This window comes from Streptomyces atratus, assembly GCF_014648655.1.
In the GTDB taxonomy this organism is placed as follows: domain Bacteria; phylum Actinomycetota; class Actinomycetes; order Streptomycetales; family Streptomycetaceae; genus Streptomyces; species Streptomyces atratus.
Genome location: NZ_BMRN01000011.1, coordinates 35,712 through 52,196, shown reverse-complemented (window position 1 = coordinate 52,196; position 16,485 = coordinate 35,712). Strand labels below are relative to the sequence as shown.

Here is a 16,485-nt window from a genome sequence, read left to right as displayed (position 1 = left end):
ATGGGAGTTCTCGGCGAAGCCTGGACCTGGCTCACCACCGGCGCCAACTGGTCGGGGGAGAACGGGGCGGCGCACCGGCTCGGTGAGCATCTGTACGTCAGCGGCGTCGCGCTCGCCCTGGCCTGCGCAGTGGCCCTGCCGATCGCGCTCTGCCTCGGGCACATCGGGAAGGGGGGCGCGCTGGCCGTCAACATCTCCAATGTGGGGCGGGCGATTCCGGTCTTCGCGGTGCTGGCCCTCTTCATGGTCTCGCCGCTGCGCAACGCAGGATATGCGCCGACGATCATCGCGCTGGTGCTGTTCGCCGTGCCGCCACTGCTCACCAACGCCTATGTCGGGATGACGGAGATCGACCGGTCGGTGACCGAGGCGGCGCGGGGCATGGGAATGTCCGGTGGTCAGCTCTTCGCGCGGGTCGAACTCCCGCTGGCCTACCCGATGATCATGACCGGGCTGCGCTCGGCCGCTGTCCAGGTGGTCGCCACGGCGACGATCGCCGCGATGGTCGGCCAGGGCGGACTCGGCCGGATCATCACCGCCGGGTTCAACACGTACAACACGCCGCAGGTGGTCGCGGGGGCGCTGCTGGTCGCCGTGCTCGCCCTGCTGGTGGAGGTGGTGCTGGTGGGCCTGGACCGGATGCTGTCACCCCTGCGCCGCCGCAGGGTGGCATGACAACGCGGCACGACCACCCGTCGGGCCCACTTCATCGCACCCTCTCGAACCCCGGATCCCATCTCGAACAGCCCCTGTTGCTGTGGACGGAGAACAACTCATGAGCAAGACCTCGCGAATAGCGGGCACGGTCATCGGAATGGTCGCGCTGGCCGGCTCGCTCGCCGCCTGCGGTGGTGACAGCCTGGAGAAGGACAAGGGGGGCTCGGCATCGTCCGGCGGCTCCGGAAAGAAGGGCTCGCTCGTCGTCGGCGCGGCCTCCTTCACCGAGTCCAAGGTGCTCGCGGAGCTGTACGCACAGATCCTGGGTGACGCCGGATACAGCACCTCGGTCACCACGGTGGCCAACCGGGAACTGTACGAACCGTCCCTGGAGAAGGGTGAGATCGATGTCGTCCCCGAATACGCCGCGACGATCGCCGAATTCCTCAATGCCAAGGTGAACGGGGCGAAGGAGGCCGAGAAGAAGCCGGTCGCCTCCGGTGACGCGGCCGCCACGGTCGCGGCGCTGGAGAAGCTCGCCACCCCGCGCGGGCTGAAGGTGCTCCCGGTCGGCGAGGCCGTCGACCAGAACGCCTTCGCGGTGACCAAGGAATTCGCCGCCGAGAACAAGCTCAAGACCCTTTCGGATCTTGGTAGGTCGAAGGCCGAAGTGAAGATCGCGGCGGGCGACGAGTGCGAGGTGCGGCCGTTCTGCGCACCGGGTCTGAAGAAGACGTACGGCATCGATGTCACCGGTATCGACCCCAAGGGAGTCGGTACGCCGCAGTCCAAGCAGGCAGTGAAGGACGGCAAGGACCAACTGGTTCTCACCACCACCACGGACGCGGTGCTGGACAGCTACGGCCTGGTGTTCCTGGAGGACGACAAGAAGCTTCAGAACGCGGACAACGTTCTGCCGGTCGTCAATGCCAAGGACGCGGGTTCCCAGGACATTGCCGACGCACTCGGCAAGCTCACCAAGGCCCTCACGACCGAGGATCTGGCGGAACTGAACCGCAAGGTCGACACCGAGCGCGCAAAACCCGCCGATGTGGCCAAGGACTATCTGCAGTCGAAGGGCCTCATCAAGAAGTAGGGATTGGGGGGATCGGGGGCCGTCAGGTAACCGGCCGGGAACAGATTGGCGGGCGGCCCCCCAAGCGCCCCGTACGCACTGTAAATTTCAGGCCATGCCACGTGGACGTCATCGCCATTCGCCACCTCTGCACAGAATCCTTCCGTCTTCGGCCGTCGTCGGAGTCTCGATCGTCTGTGCCGCGGGCGCCTGGCTGCTCGCCGATCCCCTGATCCTGCGCGGTCTGGTGGCCGCCGCGGCGGCCGCCGCCGTGACCGGTGCGTATCTGATGCGCAGCTGGGACCGGGAAGCGGGCCATCGTGTCGCGGAGTTGACGCGTGCCCGTGCCGGCGACGAATGGCGGGCCGAGGAGCGCGTGGCCGAGTTCGAGGCCGACCTGGAGGAGTCGCGGGAGCTGCGCGTACGGCTGGAGACGAAGCTGCGCCGCAAGCGGGTGGAGCTCGCCGGCCTGCGCGGGGAGCACGCCGCGCTGCTGCGGCGGTACGCCAACGCCGAGACCGAGCGGGCCAGCGCGCTGGAGGGCCGCAGGCAACTCGCGCTCGAAGCCGCCGCGCCCCGGGAGCTGCCCGCCGCACGCAGCACACCGACACCGGCCGCCTATCTGCGTGCCGCCCAGGCGCTGGAGGACCTCTCGCGCAACGGGGCGCTTCAGGAGGCGCGCCGTACCGCCGAGCAGGCCAGGAAGCGGGATCTCGCGGAGCGGGCCCGGGAGGCGGAGGAGCGGCAGGGGAAGCACGCGGTGGCCGCGGACTCGTCCGGGGCGCAGCACCTCCTCCCGCCGACCGCCCTGCCCGCGACCCGGCCGTCTCCCGCGCTGCCCGCGGCGCGCACTGTGCCGGCCGCCAGCGCCGTCGCTCCGTACGCGGCGTCCCGCCGTCATCTGGTGCCGCAGGGCAGTTTCGACTTCTTCGGTACGCAGAAGGCGCGCGCCGCGATCGAGTCGGTGCAGAACGAGGACCTCGCGGACGTGGTGGGCGAGGAGGCACTGGCCGCGCACCGCACGGGCACGGCCGAGAACCGGGCCGTCGGCAAGGTCATCGACCTGACCGCGCACGACGAGACGGAGCAGCTGGACGTGGTGGAGCTGCGCAGCGCGATCTCGTAGGCGCGCGGGCGCGCAGGCGCTGCGCGGGTCGGCTTGGGTTTCGGCCTACTTGTCGATGTCGCCGACGACGAAGAAGAGCGAGCCCAGGATCGCCACCATGTCGGCGACCAGCGTGCCCGGCAGGAGCTCGGTGAGCGCCTGGATGTTGTTGTACGAGGCGGATCGGAGCTTCAGCCGGTACGGGGTCTTCTCGCCCTTGGACACCAGGTAGTAGCCGTTGATGCCGAGCGGGTTCTCGGTCCAGGCGTAGGTGTGGCCCTCGGGGGCCTTCAGCACCTTTGGCAGCCGCTGGTTGATCGGGCCGGGCGCGAGGCCGGCCATCCGGTCCAGACAGGCGTCCGCCAGATCCAGGGCGTTGTGCGTCTGCTCCAGCAGGCACTCGAAGCGGGCCAGGCAGTCGCCCTCGGTGCGGGTGACGACCTTGAGGGTGTCCTGCAGTTCCCCGTACGCGAGATACGGCTCGTCGCGGCGCAGATCGAAGTCGACCCCCGAGGCGCGGGCGATCGGCCCGGACACCCCGTACGCGTGCACGGTCTCGGCGGACAGTACGCCGACACCGCGGGTACGGCCCCGGAAGATCTCGTTGCCGAGCACCAGGTCGTCGTACACGTCCATCCGGGACCGGACCGAGGCGACGGCGTCCCGGGCGCGGCCCAGCCAGCCCGCCGGGAGGTCCTCCTTGAGACCGCCGACCCGGTTGAACATGTAGTGCATCCGGCCGCCGGAGACCTCCTCCATCACTGCCTGGAGCTCCTCGCGCTCGCGGAAGGCGTAGAACACCGGGGTGATCCCGCCGAGTTCGAGTGGGTACGAACCGAGGAACATCAGATGGTTCAGGACCCGGTTCAGCTCGGCTAGCAGGGTGCGCGTCCAGACCGCGCGCTCCGGGACCTCCATGCCGAGCATGCGCTCGACGGCCATCACGACGCCCAGCTCGTTGGAGAACGCCGACAACCAGTCGTGGCGGTTGGCGAGCATCACGATCTGCCGGTAGTCGCGGGCCTCGAACAGCTTCTCCGCGCCGCGGTGCATGTAACCGATGACCGGTTCGGCGTGCTGGATGCGTTCGCCGTCGAGGACGATGCGCAGACGGAGCACGCCGTGGGTGGAGGGGTGCTGGGGGCCGATGTTGAGCACCATGTCGGTGCTCTCCGCTGCGCCGCCGATGCCGACTGTCGTCTCCGTCATACGGCCAGTATTCCCTGAGTGTCCGGGGCTCCGCCGCGGGCCCCGCGGCTCAGGCGCCGGGCGGGGCAGGTCCGACCGGGGGCGCTGCCCCGGACCCCGCTCCTCGATCGCCGGAGGGGCTGGATTTCGCTTCGCGCCTCAAGCGCCGGCGGGGCTGTCTTTTCGGTGCATCAGCCAGCCGAAGTCGCCCAGGCCGCCCCGGGCCGTCAGTTCCGCTGCCTCGCCCGCCGAGGCGAGGGCCCGTACGTATCCGGCCGGGTCGGTCGACGCCAGGGCCAGTGGTGGGCGCTCGCCGTTGATGCCGAGGTGGTGCAGCGCCTCGCGTTGCGTCAGCACCTCGGGCGGTGCGCCGGCCCCGGCGTCCACCGCCGCCGCGCACGCGTCCAGCGCCACGTGCGAGGTGAGGTCGCAGCTGCCGTCCGGCACCGGCCGCACCTCGCGGCCGGACCGGAAGCCGGTAAGCGTGCCGAAAGGGGGCCGTGCCTCCCTTGCGTGGGCGTAGTCCACCGCCACCGCGAGTCCCCCGGACAGCGTGGACACCGCCTGTGCCCAGGCCTCGTCGCGCGGCCGGCCGATCTCCGCGCGGCTGCCCGGTCCGGCCGACGGCCACCAGCGGCGCAGCCACTCGGCGTCCGCCCCGGTCACCGGCTCGCCCAGCCGTTCCGTACCGTCCGCCGTCCTGACGAGGACATACCGGTCGACACCGTCCGCGTCGGTCTCGGAGACGTCGGTCGGGACGTTGTCCAGCCACTCGTTGGCGAAGAGCAGACCGTGCGTCCCCGGCGGCGGTTCGGCGCACCACTCGATTCCGGGGTCCAGACCGGCCGGGCGGGCGGCGATCTCCACGGCGTACGCCCGTACGGCGAGACCGTCGGCCCCCACGGCCGGCAGCGCCGCCAGCACCCCCGTCAGCAGTTCGCCCCGCCCCGCCCCCAGGTCCACCAGGTCGACCGAGTCGGTGCCCAGTTCCCGCGCCGTCCTGAGCAGCAGCCGGGCGACGGCGGAGGCGAACAACGGGGATGCGTGGACGGACGTACGGAAGTGGCCCGCCGGTCCTTCGGGGCTCCGGTAGAACCCCCCGTCTCCGTACAAAGCGGTCTCTGCCGCCTCCTGCCACCCACGCCACTCATCCGTCACGTTTCCAAGTCTCCACCTTGGGGAGTACGGTCCCAGCAGCTGGATCGGCCCTTCGGCTGACCCATGCACCTCCCGCCTGTCCCTACGCTGGGTCACGTGCAGCGCCTCTACGACTTCATCCGCAGACACCCGACGGGCGTCGACAGCTTCTGGGCTGTCTTCCTCCTTGGGCTCTCCGGCCTGTCCATGGTGGTGCGTGCGGGCAGCGCCGGTGAGCGGCTCGCCGCCCTGCTGATCATCGTCGGCCTCTGCACCGTCGTGGCGTTGCGCCGGCGCGCGCCGGAGAAGATGCTGCTGCTCGCCGTCGCGATGGGCGTCGCGCAGTTGGTGTTCGGAGTCAAGCCGGGCGTCGCGAACTTCGCGATGCTGGTGATCGTCTTCACCGTGTCCACCCTGGGGGAGCGCTGGGCGTCCCGGCTCGCACTGGTCTGCAGCCTGAGCGCGGCCGGTGTCTCCCAGCTGCGCTGGCCGCAGGACGTCCCGCAGAACGGCTGGCCCCAGCAGGTCTTCGTCGGCGTCGTGATGACCGTGCCGTTCGTGCTCGCCTGGGTGCTCGGCGACTCGATGCGGACCCGGCGCGCCTACTTCAGCCAGCTGGAGGAGCGCGCAGCCCGGCTGGAGCGGGAGCGCGAGGCGCAGTCGAAGGTCGCGGTGGCTGCCGAGCGGGCCCGTATCGCCCGCGAACTCCACGATGTCGTCGCGCACAACGTCTCGGTGATGGTGGTGCAGGCCGACGGTGCCGCGTACGTCATGGACGCGGCCCCCGACCAGGCACGGCAGGCCCTGGAGACCATCTCCAGCACCGGCAGGCAGGCCCTCGCCGAGATGCGGCGGCTGCTCGGGGTGCTGCGGACCGGCGACAGCCAGGAGAGCGGGGAGTACGTCCCGCAGCCCGATGTCGAGCAGATCGAGGACCTGATCGAGCAGGTCAGACAGACCGGGCTGGCTGTCGACTTCAAGATCGAGGGCACGCCGCGCCCGCTGCCCAGCGGGGTCGAGCTGACCGCGTACCGCATCGTGCAGGAGGCCCTGACCAACACCCGCAAGCACGGCGGCCCGGACGCCGGGGCCAGTGTGCGGCTGGTGTACTTCGACGACGGGCTCGGGCTGCTGGTCGAGGACGACGGGCGGGGCGCGGCGCACGAGCTGTACGAGGACGGCGGCGCCGACGGCGCGGGCCACGGGATGATCGGTATGCGCGAGAGGGTCGGCATGGTCGGTGGCACGCTGGACGCCGGGCCGCGGCCCGGCGGCGGGTTCCGGATCAGCGCACTGCTGCCGCTCAAGCCGGCCCATTAGGGCTTCGGATTTTTTTGCAGGACAGACAGGAGACAGGACACCTCATGGCCATCCGCGTGATGCTCGTCGACGACCAGGTGCTGCTGCGCACCGGCTTCCGGATGGTGCTCGCCGCCCAGCCGGACATGGAGGTCGTGGCCGAGGCCGGTGACGGCGCGGAGGCGATCGAGATACTGCGCTCCACCGCCGTCGATGTGGTGCTGATGGATGTCCGGATGCCGAGGCTGGACGGCGTCGAGGCCACCCGTCGCATCTGTGCGCAGCCGGATGCGCCCAAGGTGCTCATCCTGACCACGTTCGACCTCGACGAGTACGCCTTCTCCGGGCTGAAGGCCGGGGCCAGCGGCTTCATGCTCAAGGATGTGCCGCCCGCCGAACTGCTCGCCGCCATCCGCTCCGTGCACAGCGGCGACGCCGTCGTCGCCCCGTCCACCACCCGCCGGCTGCTCGACCGCTTCTCACCGATGCTGCCGAGCGGCAACAGCGAACCGCAGCACAAGGGCATCGGCAAGCTCACCGAACGCGAGCGCGAAGTGATGCTGCTGGTCGCGCAGGGCCTGTCGAACGGCGAGATCGCGGCCCGCCTGGTGCTCTCCGAGGCGACCGTGAAGACGCACGTGGGCCGCATCCTCACCAAGCTGAGCCTGCGCGACCGGGTGCAGGTCGTCGTCCTCGCGTACGAGACGGGGCTGGTCCGGGCCGGCGGCGGCGGTGTGGGCTGACCCGTGGGCGCGCTGCTCTGGATCAACGGACCGTTCGGCGGTGGCAAGACGCAAACGGCGTATGAGCTGAATCGGCGGCTGCCCGGCAGCGTGGTCTGCGACCCCGAGCGCGTCGGGTTTGGGCTGCACCGGATGCTGCCGCCCGGACTGCGCGGTGACTTCCAGGATCTGACGGCCTGGCGCGACGCCGTTCGCGAGGTGCTGGAACTGGCGTCGCGGGGTCATCCGGGGCCGGTGATCGTTCCGATGACGCTCGTCGACCCCGGCTACTTCGCCGAGATCATCGGGCGGCTGCGCGACGACGGACACACGGTGCACCACTTCGCGCTGCTCGCCGAGCGGGCCACGGTGCTGCGCCGGCTGTCCGAACGTGGGCTCGGGCGCGGGCTGAAGCGGGAGAGTTTCGCCGTACAGAAGCTGGATCACTGCCTGGAGCGGCTCGCGGAGCCGGAGTTCGCCGAGCACCTGCGCACCGACCGGCTGACGATCCCGCAGGTCGCCGACCGGATCGCCGGATCGGCGGGGCTGACCGTGTTGCCGGACCGGGACAGCACGCTGCGGCACCGGGTGCGGCGTACCTGGACGGGCATCAAACACATCCGCTTCGACTGAAGCTGCCACGGCTCAGCGCAGGATGCCCTCCAGGAAGTCGCTGCCGAGCCGTGCCACCACGGTCAGGTCCAGCTGGTGCAGCACGTACCGGCCGCGTCGCCGGGTGGTGACCAGGCCGGCCTTCTTCAGCACCGTGAGATGCCGGGAGACCTCGGGTGCCGTGATGCCGTACGTGTCGGCGAGTTCACCGGTCGTGTGCGCGGAACGGGCGAGGTGGCGGCACAGGCGCATCCGCATCGGGTGGGCCAGCGCATCCATGCGCAGTTGGAGCAGTTCCACGGAGGCGGGGGAGGGCAGCTCGGGGTGGTGCACCGGGTAGTGGATCACCGGACGCCAGCCCGGCGCGTGCAGCAGATTCAGGTGCGGCCAGCCGAAGGTGGACGGGATGAGGGTGAGCCCGGGGCCGATGGCGGGGTCGGCCGCGTCGGTCCGGCCCTCGGTCAGCTTGTCGGCGCTGATCCGGGTCCCGGCCTCGTCGATCGACAGGGCCGGGGACACCGCGCCCACCGCCTCGCCGAGCCCTTTGCGCCGCAGCAGATCCGTCTTGTGCCGGGCGTCGGCGACCAGCTGGACCTGTACCCGCCGCCAGGTGTCGGCGAAGAACGCCTGGTCGCAGTCCTCGAACAGACGCCGGATCCAGCGGCGTACGGAGGTGGGGTCGCTCAGCAGCTGCTCGGTGAACTCCACCTGCCGGGGGCCGCGCGCTGCCGCCATGTCCAGGGCGCGGGCGCGCATCGTCACGTTGCTGAGCGGCGACGGCGCGCCCGTTCCGTACAGGCTGTGGCAGGTGAACTCCAGGGCGGCGGAGACGAACCGTTCGTCGTCCAGTCGGTCGAGGATGTCCAGGTCCTCGGCGAGGTTCGCCCCCGTCCTGCCGTTGCCGCCACGGACCCCGGCGAACGGCATGAAGACGTCCGAGAACGTGTGGCGCCACAGGAAGTCGGCCTCGTGCAGCCGGTCGGCGAGATCGGGCTCCAGCGCGCTCGTGGTCGCTGTCGCCCAGCCGTGCAGGCCCGGGTGGTGCCCCGGCTCGGAGAGGGCGTGCAGGGCCAGCCCCAGCTCGGCGAGGGGGGAGGTCTCGAAAACGATGCGCTCGGGCGCCAGCCCCGCGATGTCGATGTGCACGCTCACCTCTCCATAGTGCGGGGTGCGCGCAGCGGGCCACGCGCCGTTTGACGGTGGTCGTCAATCGACGGGCGGGGCGGGCCGGGACCGGCCCACGCTGAGTCTATGGACGCCATTCAGCAGCACATGATCGACAGCTGTCGCGCAGCTCAGCGGGGGGAAGCGCCGCCGCCACCGCCGGGCCGGCACGACTGGGAGGTGGTGCGCGAGGCACGCGACCGGCGCCGCTTCGACGCGGTGATCGCGGGCCGCCCGGCGCGCCGCCGCCGACGGACGGCGCTGCGGGCCCTGTTCACCCGACGCCACCGCACCGCCCGGCCCGGCGCATCCGGTCCGTCCGGGGCCTGAGGGCGCAACCGTCCGGGAGGGGCCCGGAGCGCATGTGTCCGGTGCTCCCGGCCGGCCCGGCCAACTCCTGCTAAGCCAGCCGCTTCATGAACTCCCCCACCGCCGCCCGTACATCCGCCGCCGTCCACTCCAGCCCTTCCCGCCCCACCGTGACCTCGGTGAACGACACCCCGGGCGGCCCGGAAGCCGCGGGGAACCAGCGACGGAAGAACGCCACGCCCGTCTCCTCCGCCTGCCGCACGGATGCCTCCGTCAGAACATCCGCCTCGTACGGCAGCCACACCTGGAACTGGTGTGTGTGCGGCGGCTTCGGATGTACCCGGAACCAACCGGCGCCGGCCGCGGGGAAGCTCTCGGTCAGCGTCTCGGCCACCAGCTTCGCGTGTGCCACGTACGAAGGCAGCTGCGGCAGTTCCTGCTCCAGGCCTATCAGGGCGGCGAGCGCCGCCGGGAACTGCTGGAAGAGCTGCCCGCCGTACCGGTGGCGCCAGGTGCGGGCCTCCTCGATCAGCGACTCGGGACCGGCCAGCGCGGCCCCGGAGATTCCGCCGAGGGACTTGTAGAACGACACGTACACGCTGTCCGCGAGCGCTGCGATCTCCGGCAGCTCCCGCCCGAAATGGGAGGCGCATTCCCAAAGCCGCGCGCCGTCGAAGTGCACCACTGCATCGCGTTCCCGCGCTGCTGCCACCACGGCCTCCAGCTCCTCCCACGTCGGCAGGACGAAACCGGCATCGCGCAACGGCAGTTCCAGCATCATCGTGCCGAACGGCTCGGCGAAGTCGCGGATCTCCTGCGCCGTGGGCAGCCGGGGCTCGGACGTCGGATGGACGGTACGCAGCCCGCTCACCGCCTCGAGCGCGCCGCGCTCGTGCACCTCGGGGTGCGCCAGGGGATGCAGCGCCACTGTGGAATTGCCGGTCCGTCCGGCCCAGCACCGCAGCGCGACCTGCTGGGCCATCGTCCCTGTCGGGAAGAACGCGGCGGCCTCCATGCCCAGCAGGTCCGCGATCCGTCCCTCCAGCTCGGCGACCACTCCGTCGCCGTACGTGTCTGCAGGTCGGTCGAGATCGATGACTGCACCGGCTCCCGCCGCCAGAGCGGCCAGCCGCTCACCGAGCAAGAGCTCCACGGGCGGCCGGTCCAGTGCCCGTGCGGCCGCACGCCAGGCGTTCAGCCTGCGCAGACGCTGCGCAGCCTCCTGCGACCGGTCCTGCTCCTGCGCGTCGCTCCGTGCCCCGTTCGGCTCCCGCTCCTGCGCGTCGCTCCGTGCCCCCTCATGCGCCTGCCGCTGCCGTGCCTGCTCGCCCGTGCCCGCCATGTCTGTCATGGGACGATCATCACGCAGAGCGCAGCTCGGGCCCGAACGATTTCCGGGTTCAGCCGGGCCTCGGGTCGCGCCCCCGCCCGGACTTTTCCCACAGGCTGTGGACAGCCAGGAGCCAGGACGAAACGCTGGCGTAGCATGCAGAGAAATCGTCCGGTACCCCCCGCGGACTGGAACGGAAGGCCACCGCCGCGTGAATGCAACAGTCCCCAAGGAGCCCCTCGACGCGAGGGACCGCCCCGCCCGCCTCACGGTCGGCGTCGTGGGCGCGGGCCGCGTCGGCCCCGCTCTCGCCGCGTCCCTGCAACTCGCCGGGCACCGGCCGGTAGCCGTGTCGGGCGTCTCCGACGCGTCCGTGCGCAGGGCTGCTGCCCTGCTCCCCGACGTACCGCTGGTGCCGCCCGCCGAAGTCCTCGCGCGCGCCGAACTGGTGCTGCTGACCGTTCCCGATGACGCGTTGCCCGGCCTGGTCGAGGGCCTCGCCGAGACCGGCGCCGTGCGGCCGGGGCAGCTGATCGTCCACACGTCGGGGCGTTACGGGACGAAGGTGCTGGACCCGGCTCTGCGGGCCGGCGCCCTGCCGCTCGCCCTGCACCCGGCGATGACGTTCACCGGCACCTCGGTCGACGTCCAGCGGCTGGCCGGCTGCTCCTTCGGCGTGACCGCCCCCGAGGAGCTGCGGCTCGCGGCCGAGGCGCTGGTCATCGAGATGGGCGGCGAGCCCGAATGGATCGCGGAGGAGTCCCGCCCGCTCTACCACGCGGCGCTCGCCCTCGGCGCGAATCACCTGGTCACCCTGGTCGCCCAGTCGATGGAGCTGCTGCGTACGGCCGGGGTCGCCGCCCCCGACCGGATGCTCGGCCCCCTCCTGGGCGCCGCGCTCGACAATGCCCTGCGCTCCGGCGATGCCGCGCTGACCGGCCCCGTGGCCCGCGGCGACGCGGGCACGGTCGCCGCGCACATCGGCGAGCTGCGCAGGCACGCTCCGCAGGCCGTGGCCGGTTATGTCGCGATGGCCCGCGCCACCGCCGACCGCGCACTCGCCCACGGCATGCTCAAGCCGGAGCTGGCCGAGGACCTGCTCGGAGTCCTGGCCGACGGCGCCGGTACGACGGGCGGCACCGGATCACAGGAGTCCCGATGACAAACAGGACCGGCAGGCCCGGCACGTCCGGTAGGCCCCACGCCGCTGCCCCGCCCCGCACGCCCGGCACCGCCCCCGCCGCCACCCTTCTCCGTACGGCCGCCGAACTCGCCGCGTTCGCCCCCCTCAAGGGGCAACGGGCCGTGGTCATGACCATGGGCGCCCTGCACGAGGGGCACGCCACCCTGATCCGTACCGCACGTGCGGCCGCGGGCACGGACGGCCAGGTCGTCGTCACCGTCTTCGTCAACCCGCTCCAGTTCGGCGAGGCCGCCGACCTGGAGCGCTACCCCCGCACCCTCGACGCCGATCTCGCCGTGGCCGGCGCCGCCGGGGCGGACGCGGTCTTCGCGCCGTCCGTCGACGAGCTCTACCCCGGTGGTGAACCGCAGGTCCGGATCTCGGCGGGCCCCATGGGCGAGCGGCTCGAAGGAGCCTCCCGCCCCGGGCACTTCGACGGGATGCTCACCGTCGTCGCCAAGCTCCTGCACCTCACCCGCCCCGACACCGCGTTCTACGGGCAGAAGGACGCCCAGCAGCTGGCGCTGATCCGCCGCATGGTGCGCGATCTGAACTTCCCCGTGGAGATCGTCGGCGTGGAGACGGTCCGCGAACCGGACGGCCTCGCGCTCTCCAGCCGCAACCGCTTCCTGGACGCCGAGGAACGGCACACCGCCCTCGCCCTGTCCCGGGCCCTGTTCGCCGCGCGGGACAGGCTCGCCGCCCAGCAGGCGCTGCATGCCCGCGCGCAGACCACTGCGGCGACCACCGGCAGGGCCGCCGCGCTCACCGCGCTCGGTGAGACCCGCGCGGCCGCCGACACCCAGGCGGTGGCGCTGGCCCGCCCCGTGGACGGACCCGCGGCGGTACGCGCCGCCGCGCAGTTGATCCTCGACGACGCGGCCGCCGAACAGCCGCCGCTCGCCCTGGACTACCTCGCGCTCGTGGACCCGGCCGACTTCACCGAGATCCCCGACGACCGCACCACCGGTGACGCGATCCTCGCCATCGCCGCGAAGGTCGGCAAGACCCGCCTGATCGACAACATCCCGCTGACCTTCGGAGCCACCACGTGACCGGAATACGGCTGACCGCCCCCGCTCCCGGCTGGTCCATCGACGCCGACGTCGTGGTGGTCGGCTCCGGCGTGGCCGGTCTCACCACCGCGCTGCGCTGCGCAGCCGCGGGCCTCGCCACCGTCGTGGTCACCAAGGCCCGCCTCGACGACGGCTCCACCCGCTGGGCGCAGGGCGGCATCGCGGCTGCCCTCGGCGACGGCGACACCCCCGAACAGCATCTGGACGACACCCTGGTCGCGGGCGCGGGCCTGTGCGACGAGGCCGCGGTACGGACCCTGGTCACCGAGGGCCCCGACGCCGTACGGCGGCTGATCGAGACCGGCGCCCACTTCGACACCACGGACAGCGGCGACATCGCGCTGACCCGCGAGGGCGGCCACCACCGCCGCCGCATCGCCCACGCGGGCGGTGACGCGACGGGTGCCGAGATCTCCCGCGCCCTGGTCGAAGCGGTCCGCGAAGCCGCCCTGCACACCGTCGAGAACGCTCTCGTCCTGGACCTTCTCACGGATGCCGAAGGCCGTACCGCGGGCGTCACCCTGCACGTCATGGGCGAGGGCCAGCACGACGGTGTCGGCGCGGTCCGCGCCCCCGCGGTGGTCCTCGCCACCGGCGGCATGGGCCAGGTCTTCTCCGCCACCACCAACCCGGCGGTCTCCACGGGCGACGGCGTGGCCCTGGCACTGCGGGCCGGTGCGGAGGTCTCCGACCTCGAATTCGTCCAGTTCCACCCGACGGTCCTCTTCCTCGGCGCCGGCTCCGAGGGCCAGCAGCCCCTGGTGTCGGAGGCGGTACGGGGCGAGGGCGCCCATCTCGTCGACGCGTCCGGTACGCGCTTCATGACCGGGCAGCACGAACTGGCGGAACTGGCCCCGCGCGACATCGTCGCCAAGGCCATCACGCGCCAGATGCAGCTGCGCGGCACCGAGCACATGTATCTCGACGCCCGCCACTTCGGCGCCGCGATGTGGGAACAGCGCTTCCCCACCATCCTGGCGGCCTGCCGCGCCCACGGCATCGACCCGATCACCGAACCCATCCCGGTCGCCCCCGCCGCGCACTACGCCTCCGGCGGCATCCGCACCGACCTGCGGGGACGTACGACCGTGCCCGGCCTGTACGCCTGCGGCGAGGTCGCCTGCACCGGCGTGCACGGCGCGAACCGGCTGGCGTCCAACTCCCTCCTGGAGGGCCTCGTATTCGCCGAGCGCATCGCGGCGGACATCGTCGGGGACCGGCCCAGCGCGGGCGCCGCGACAGTCGGCACCCTTCCCGCCCCCTCGCCGCTGCTCGCCCCCGAGGCACGCGCCACGATCCAGCGGATCATGACCCGGGGCGCCGGAGTCCTGCGCTCCGCCGAGAGCCTGGCCGCCGCCGCCGAGGAACTGGAGGCCCTGCACAACAGCGCCGCCGCGGCCGCCGGGGCTGCCGAGCCCAAGGTCGCGGTGCCCGGTGTCGAGGCGTGGGAGGCCACGAACCTGCTCCTCGTCTCGCGCGTCCTGGTCGCCGCCGCCCGCCGACGCGAGGAGACCCGCGGCTGCCACTGGCGCGAGGACCGGCCCGAGCGCGACGACGAGAACTGGCGCCGCCACCTCGTCGTCCGGCTCACCCCGGAGCGTCGACTGGTCCTCCGTCGGACGGAGACCGAGGCATTCGGGCCCGTACGCCCGACGCAGGTACCAGACTGCGCAGCAGCACCACTGATTCACCCCGCCGACGTCACCGAGGAGCCGTAACCGTGAGCACGCCCGAAGAGAATCCGCGCCCCACACCCGTGGACGTACCGCTGATCCAGATCGGCGCGCCCGCACCGTCCGCGGGCGGCTGCGGGGACGGCTGCGGCTGCGGCGGGGACGAGTTCTACGAGCTCGACCCACTGGAGTGCGGCCTCGACCCCGACCTCGCCCAGCTCCTCGCCGACGCGGGCCTGGACCCCGTCCAGGTCGAGGATGTCGCGCACGTCGCCATCGAGGAGGACCTCGACGGCGGTGTCGACGTCACCACTGTCGCGACCGTTTCGGAGGACGCCGTGGCCACCGGCGACTTCACTGCCCGTGAGGCGGGTGTCGTGGCCGGTCTGCGCATCGCCGAGGCCGTCCTGTCCATCGTCTGCACGGACGAGTTCGCGGTCGAGCGCCACGTCGAGGACGGCGACCGCGTCGCCCCCGGCCAGAAGCTGCTGACCGTCACCACCCGCACCCGCGACCTGCTCACCGGCGAGCGCAGCGCACTCAACCTGCTGTGCAGGCTCTCCGGCATCGCGACCGCCACCCGCGCCTGGGCCGATGTGCTCGAAGGCACGAAGGCCAAGGTCCGCGACACCCGCAAGACCACCCCGGGCCTGCGCGCCATGGAGAAGTACGCGGTGCGCTGCGGCGGTGGCATCAACCACCGCATGTCGCTGTCGGACGCGGCGCTGGTCAAGGACAACCACGTCGTCGCGGCGGGCGGCGTGGCCGAGGCCTTCAAGCGCGTACGCGATGAGTTCCCGGACGTACCGATCGAGGTCGAGGTCGACACCCTGCAGCAGGTCCGAGAGGTCCTCGACGCGGGCGCCGACCTGATCCTGCTGGACAACTTCACCCCGCTGCAGACGGCCGAGGCGGTTGCCCTGGTCGGCGGCCGCGCGGTCCTGGAGTCCTCCGGCCGGCTCTCCCTCGACACCGCACGCGCCTACGCGGAAGCGGGCGTCGACTACCTGGCGGTCGGCGCGCTCACCCACTCCTCGCCGATCCTCGACATCGGCCTGGACTTCCGCGACACCGACGGGGCCGGCGTCTGATGCTGCTCACCATCGACGTCGGCAACACCCACACCGTCCTCGGCCTGTTCGACGGTGAGGAGATCGTCGAGCACTGGCGGATCTCCACCGACGCCCGCCGCACCGCGGACGAGCTCGCGGTGCTGCTCCAGGGCCTGATGGGCATGCACCCGCTGCTCGGCGAGGAGCTGGGCGACGGCATCGAGGGCATCGCGATCTGCTCCACGGTCCCGGCCGTCCTGCACGAGCTGCGCGAGGTGACCCGCCGCTACTACGGCGACGTCCCTGCGGTCCTCGTCGAGCCGGGCATCAAGACCGGGGTGCCGATCCTGATGGACAACCCGAAGGAGGTCGGCGCGGACCGCATCATCAACGCGGTTGCCGCCGTCGACCTGTACGGCGGTCCGGCGATCGTCGTCGACTTCGGCACGGCCACCACCTTCGACGCGGTCTCCGCCCGCGGCGAGTACACCGGCGGTGTCATCGCCCCCGGCATCGAGATCTCGGTCGAGGCACTGGGCGTCAAGGGCGCCCAGCTCCGCAAGATCGAGCTGGCCCGGCCGCGCAGCGTGATCGGCAAGAACACGGTCGAGGCGATGCAGTCGGGCATCATCTACGGCTTCGCGGGCCAGGTCGACGGTGTCGTCGCACGGATGAAGAAGGAGCTGGCCGCCGACCCCGACGACGTCACCGTCATCGCGACGGGCGGCCTTGCGCCGATGGTGTTGGGCGAGTCCTCCGTCATCGACGAGCACGAGCCCTGGCTCACCCTCATCGGTCTGCGTCTGGTGTACGAGCGGAATGTGTCCCGGATGTAGCGGATACGGGGCGTACCTGCGGGAACGGTTCGGCGGAACGGGGGCCGCCGCCGCGCCGCCCACGGCC

Annotated in this window: 16 protein-coding genes; 12 read left to right on the top strand and 4 right to left on the bottom strand. The window is 71.8% G+C overall.

The genetic code is table 11. The features are described from left to right. From IEZ15_RS20010 to IEZ15_RS20000, 3 genes are all read left to right on the top strand, one after another. Complete coding sequence (locus IEZ15_RS20010) at nucleotides 1-675, top strand: ABC transporter permease (RefSeq protein ID WP_114245214.1); 675 nt, start codon at nucleotides 1-3, stop codon at nucleotides 673-675. 100 nt (nucleotides 676-775) lie between these two features. Beyond that, nucleotides 776-1,753: an ABC transporter substrate-binding protein gene (locus tag IEZ15_RS20005; protein ID WP_189278618.1), complete on the top strand. Its 978-nt coding sequence runs from the start codon at nucleotides 776-778 to the stop codon at nucleotides 1,751-1,753. A 94-nt stretch (nucleotides 1,754-1,847) separates the two neighbouring features. Continuing rightward, a complete protein-coding gene (locus IEZ15_RS20000; protein WP_189278616.1) occupies nucleotides 1,848-2,858 on the top strand; it encodes a hypothetical protein in 1,011 nt (336 codons plus the stop codon). A gap of 45 nt (nucleotides 2,859-2,903) precedes the next feature. Here the strand turns inward: IEZ15_RS20000 and IEZ15_RS19995 are convergent, their stop codons facing one another. Beyond that, nucleotides 2,904-4,046 (bottom strand): NADH-quinone oxidoreductase subunit D, encoded by a 1,143-nt coding sequence (locus tag IEZ15_RS19995; protein ID WP_093893679.1) that lies wholly within the window; start codon nucleotides 4,044-4,046, stop codon nucleotides 2,904-2,906. Nucleotides 4,047-4,184: 138 nt separating this feature from the next. After that, nucleotides 4,185-5,183 carry an SAM-dependent methyltransferase gene (locus IEZ15_RS19990; protein ID WP_189278614.1) on the bottom strand — a complete coding sequence of 333 codons (999 nt, stop codon included), beginning with the start codon at nucleotides 5,181-5,183 and terminating at the stop codon, nucleotides 4,185-4,187. A gap of 96 nt (nucleotides 5,184-5,279) precedes the next feature. On the opposite strand from IEZ15_RS19990, the gene IEZ15_RS19985 reads away from it, so the two are divergent. The 3 genes from IEZ15_RS19985 to IEZ15_RS19975 are packed head-to-tail and all read left to right on the top strand — an operon-like array spanning nucleotide 5,280 to nucleotide 7,816. Further along, the gene (locus tag IEZ15_RS19985) at nucleotides 5,280-6,482 is read left to right on the top strand and encodes a sensor histidine kinase (protein WP_189278612.1); all 1,203 of its coding nucleotides are present in this window, start codon (nucleotides 5,280-5,282) and stop codon (nucleotides 6,480-6,482) included. Between the two features lie 44 nt (nucleotides 6,483-6,526). Next, the gene (locus IEZ15_RS19980) at nucleotides 6,527-7,204 is read left to right on the top strand and encodes a response regulator (RefSeq protein ID WP_114245211.1); all 678 of its coding nucleotides are present in this window, start codon (nucleotides 6,527-6,529) and stop codon (nucleotides 7,202-7,204) included. Between the two features lie 3 nt (nucleotides 7,205-7,207). Further along, a complete protein-coding gene (locus IEZ15_RS19975; RefSeq protein WP_189278610.1) occupies nucleotides 7,208-7,816 on the top strand; it encodes an AAA family ATPase in 609 nt (202 codons plus the stop codon). A gap of 12 nt (nucleotides 7,817-7,828) precedes the next feature. Here the strand turns inward: IEZ15_RS19975 and IEZ15_RS19970 are convergent, their stop codons facing one another. Next, nucleotides 7,829-8,941, bottom strand: a complete 1,113-nt coding sequence (locus tag IEZ15_RS19970) for a DUF5937 family protein (RefSeq protein WP_189278817.1) — start codon at nucleotides 8,939-8,941, stop codon at nucleotides 7,829-7,831. 105 nt (nucleotides 8,942-9,046) lie between these two features. Between IEZ15_RS19970 and IEZ15_RS19965 the strand changes: the two genes are divergently transcribed. Then, nucleotides 9,047-9,289 (top strand): hypothetical protein, encoded by a 243-nt coding sequence (locus IEZ15_RS19965; RefSeq protein WP_114245209.1) that lies wholly within the window; start codon nucleotides 9,047-9,049, stop codon nucleotides 9,287-9,289. A gap of 70 nt (nucleotides 9,290-9,359) precedes the next feature. Here IEZ15_RS19965 and IEZ15_RS19960 read toward each other — a convergent pair whose 3' ends face one another. Further along, nucleotides 9,360-10,619, bottom strand: coding sequence for a threonine aldolase family protein (locus tag IEZ15_RS19960; protein WP_373302590.1), 1,260 nt, complete (start codon nucleotides 10,617-10,619; stop codon nucleotides 9,360-9,362). 190 nt (nucleotides 10,620-10,809) lie between these two features. On the opposite strand from IEZ15_RS19960, the gene IEZ15_RS19955 reads away from it, so the two are divergent. The 5 genes from IEZ15_RS19955 to IEZ15_RS19935 are packed head-to-tail and all read left to right on the top strand — an operon-like array spanning nucleotide 10,810 to nucleotide 16,418. Beyond that, complete coding sequence (locus tag IEZ15_RS19955) at nucleotides 10,810-11,760, top strand: Rossmann-like and DUF2520 domain-containing protein (RefSeq protein ID WP_189278608.1); 951 nt, start codon at nucleotides 10,810-10,812, stop codon at nucleotides 11,758-11,760. Next, nucleotides 11,757-12,836: a pantoate--beta-alanine ligase gene (gene panC / locus IEZ15_RS19950; protein WP_189278606.1), complete on the top strand. Its 1,080-nt coding sequence runs from the start codon at nucleotides 11,757-11,759 to the stop codon at nucleotides 12,834-12,836. The genes IEZ15_RS19955 and panC overlap by 4 nt, the downstream gene beginning before the upstream one ends. Next, on the top strand, nucleotides 12,833-14,575 hold the full coding sequence (locus tag IEZ15_RS19945) for an L-aspartate oxidase (protein ID WP_189278604.1): 1,743 nt from the start codon (nucleotides 12,833-12,835) through the stop codon (nucleotides 14,573-14,575). The genes panC and IEZ15_RS19945 overlap by 4 nt, the downstream gene beginning before the upstream one ends. Before the next feature lie 2 nt (nucleotides 14,576-14,577). Next, nucleotides 14,578-15,621, top strand: coding sequence for a carboxylating nicotinate-nucleotide diphosphorylase (gene nadC / locus IEZ15_RS19940; protein WP_114245205.1), 1,044 nt, complete (start codon nucleotides 14,578-14,580; stop codon nucleotides 15,619-15,621). Continuing rightward, nucleotides 15,621-16,418 carry a type III pantothenate kinase gene (locus IEZ15_RS19935; protein ID WP_114245204.1) on the top strand — a complete coding sequence of 266 codons (798 nt, stop codon included), beginning with the start codon at nucleotides 15,621-15,623 and terminating at the stop codon, nucleotides 16,416-16,418. Before nadC ends, IEZ15_RS19935 begins: the two co-directional genes overlap by 1 nt. Nucleotides 16,419-16,485 lie beyond the last annotated feature (67 nt).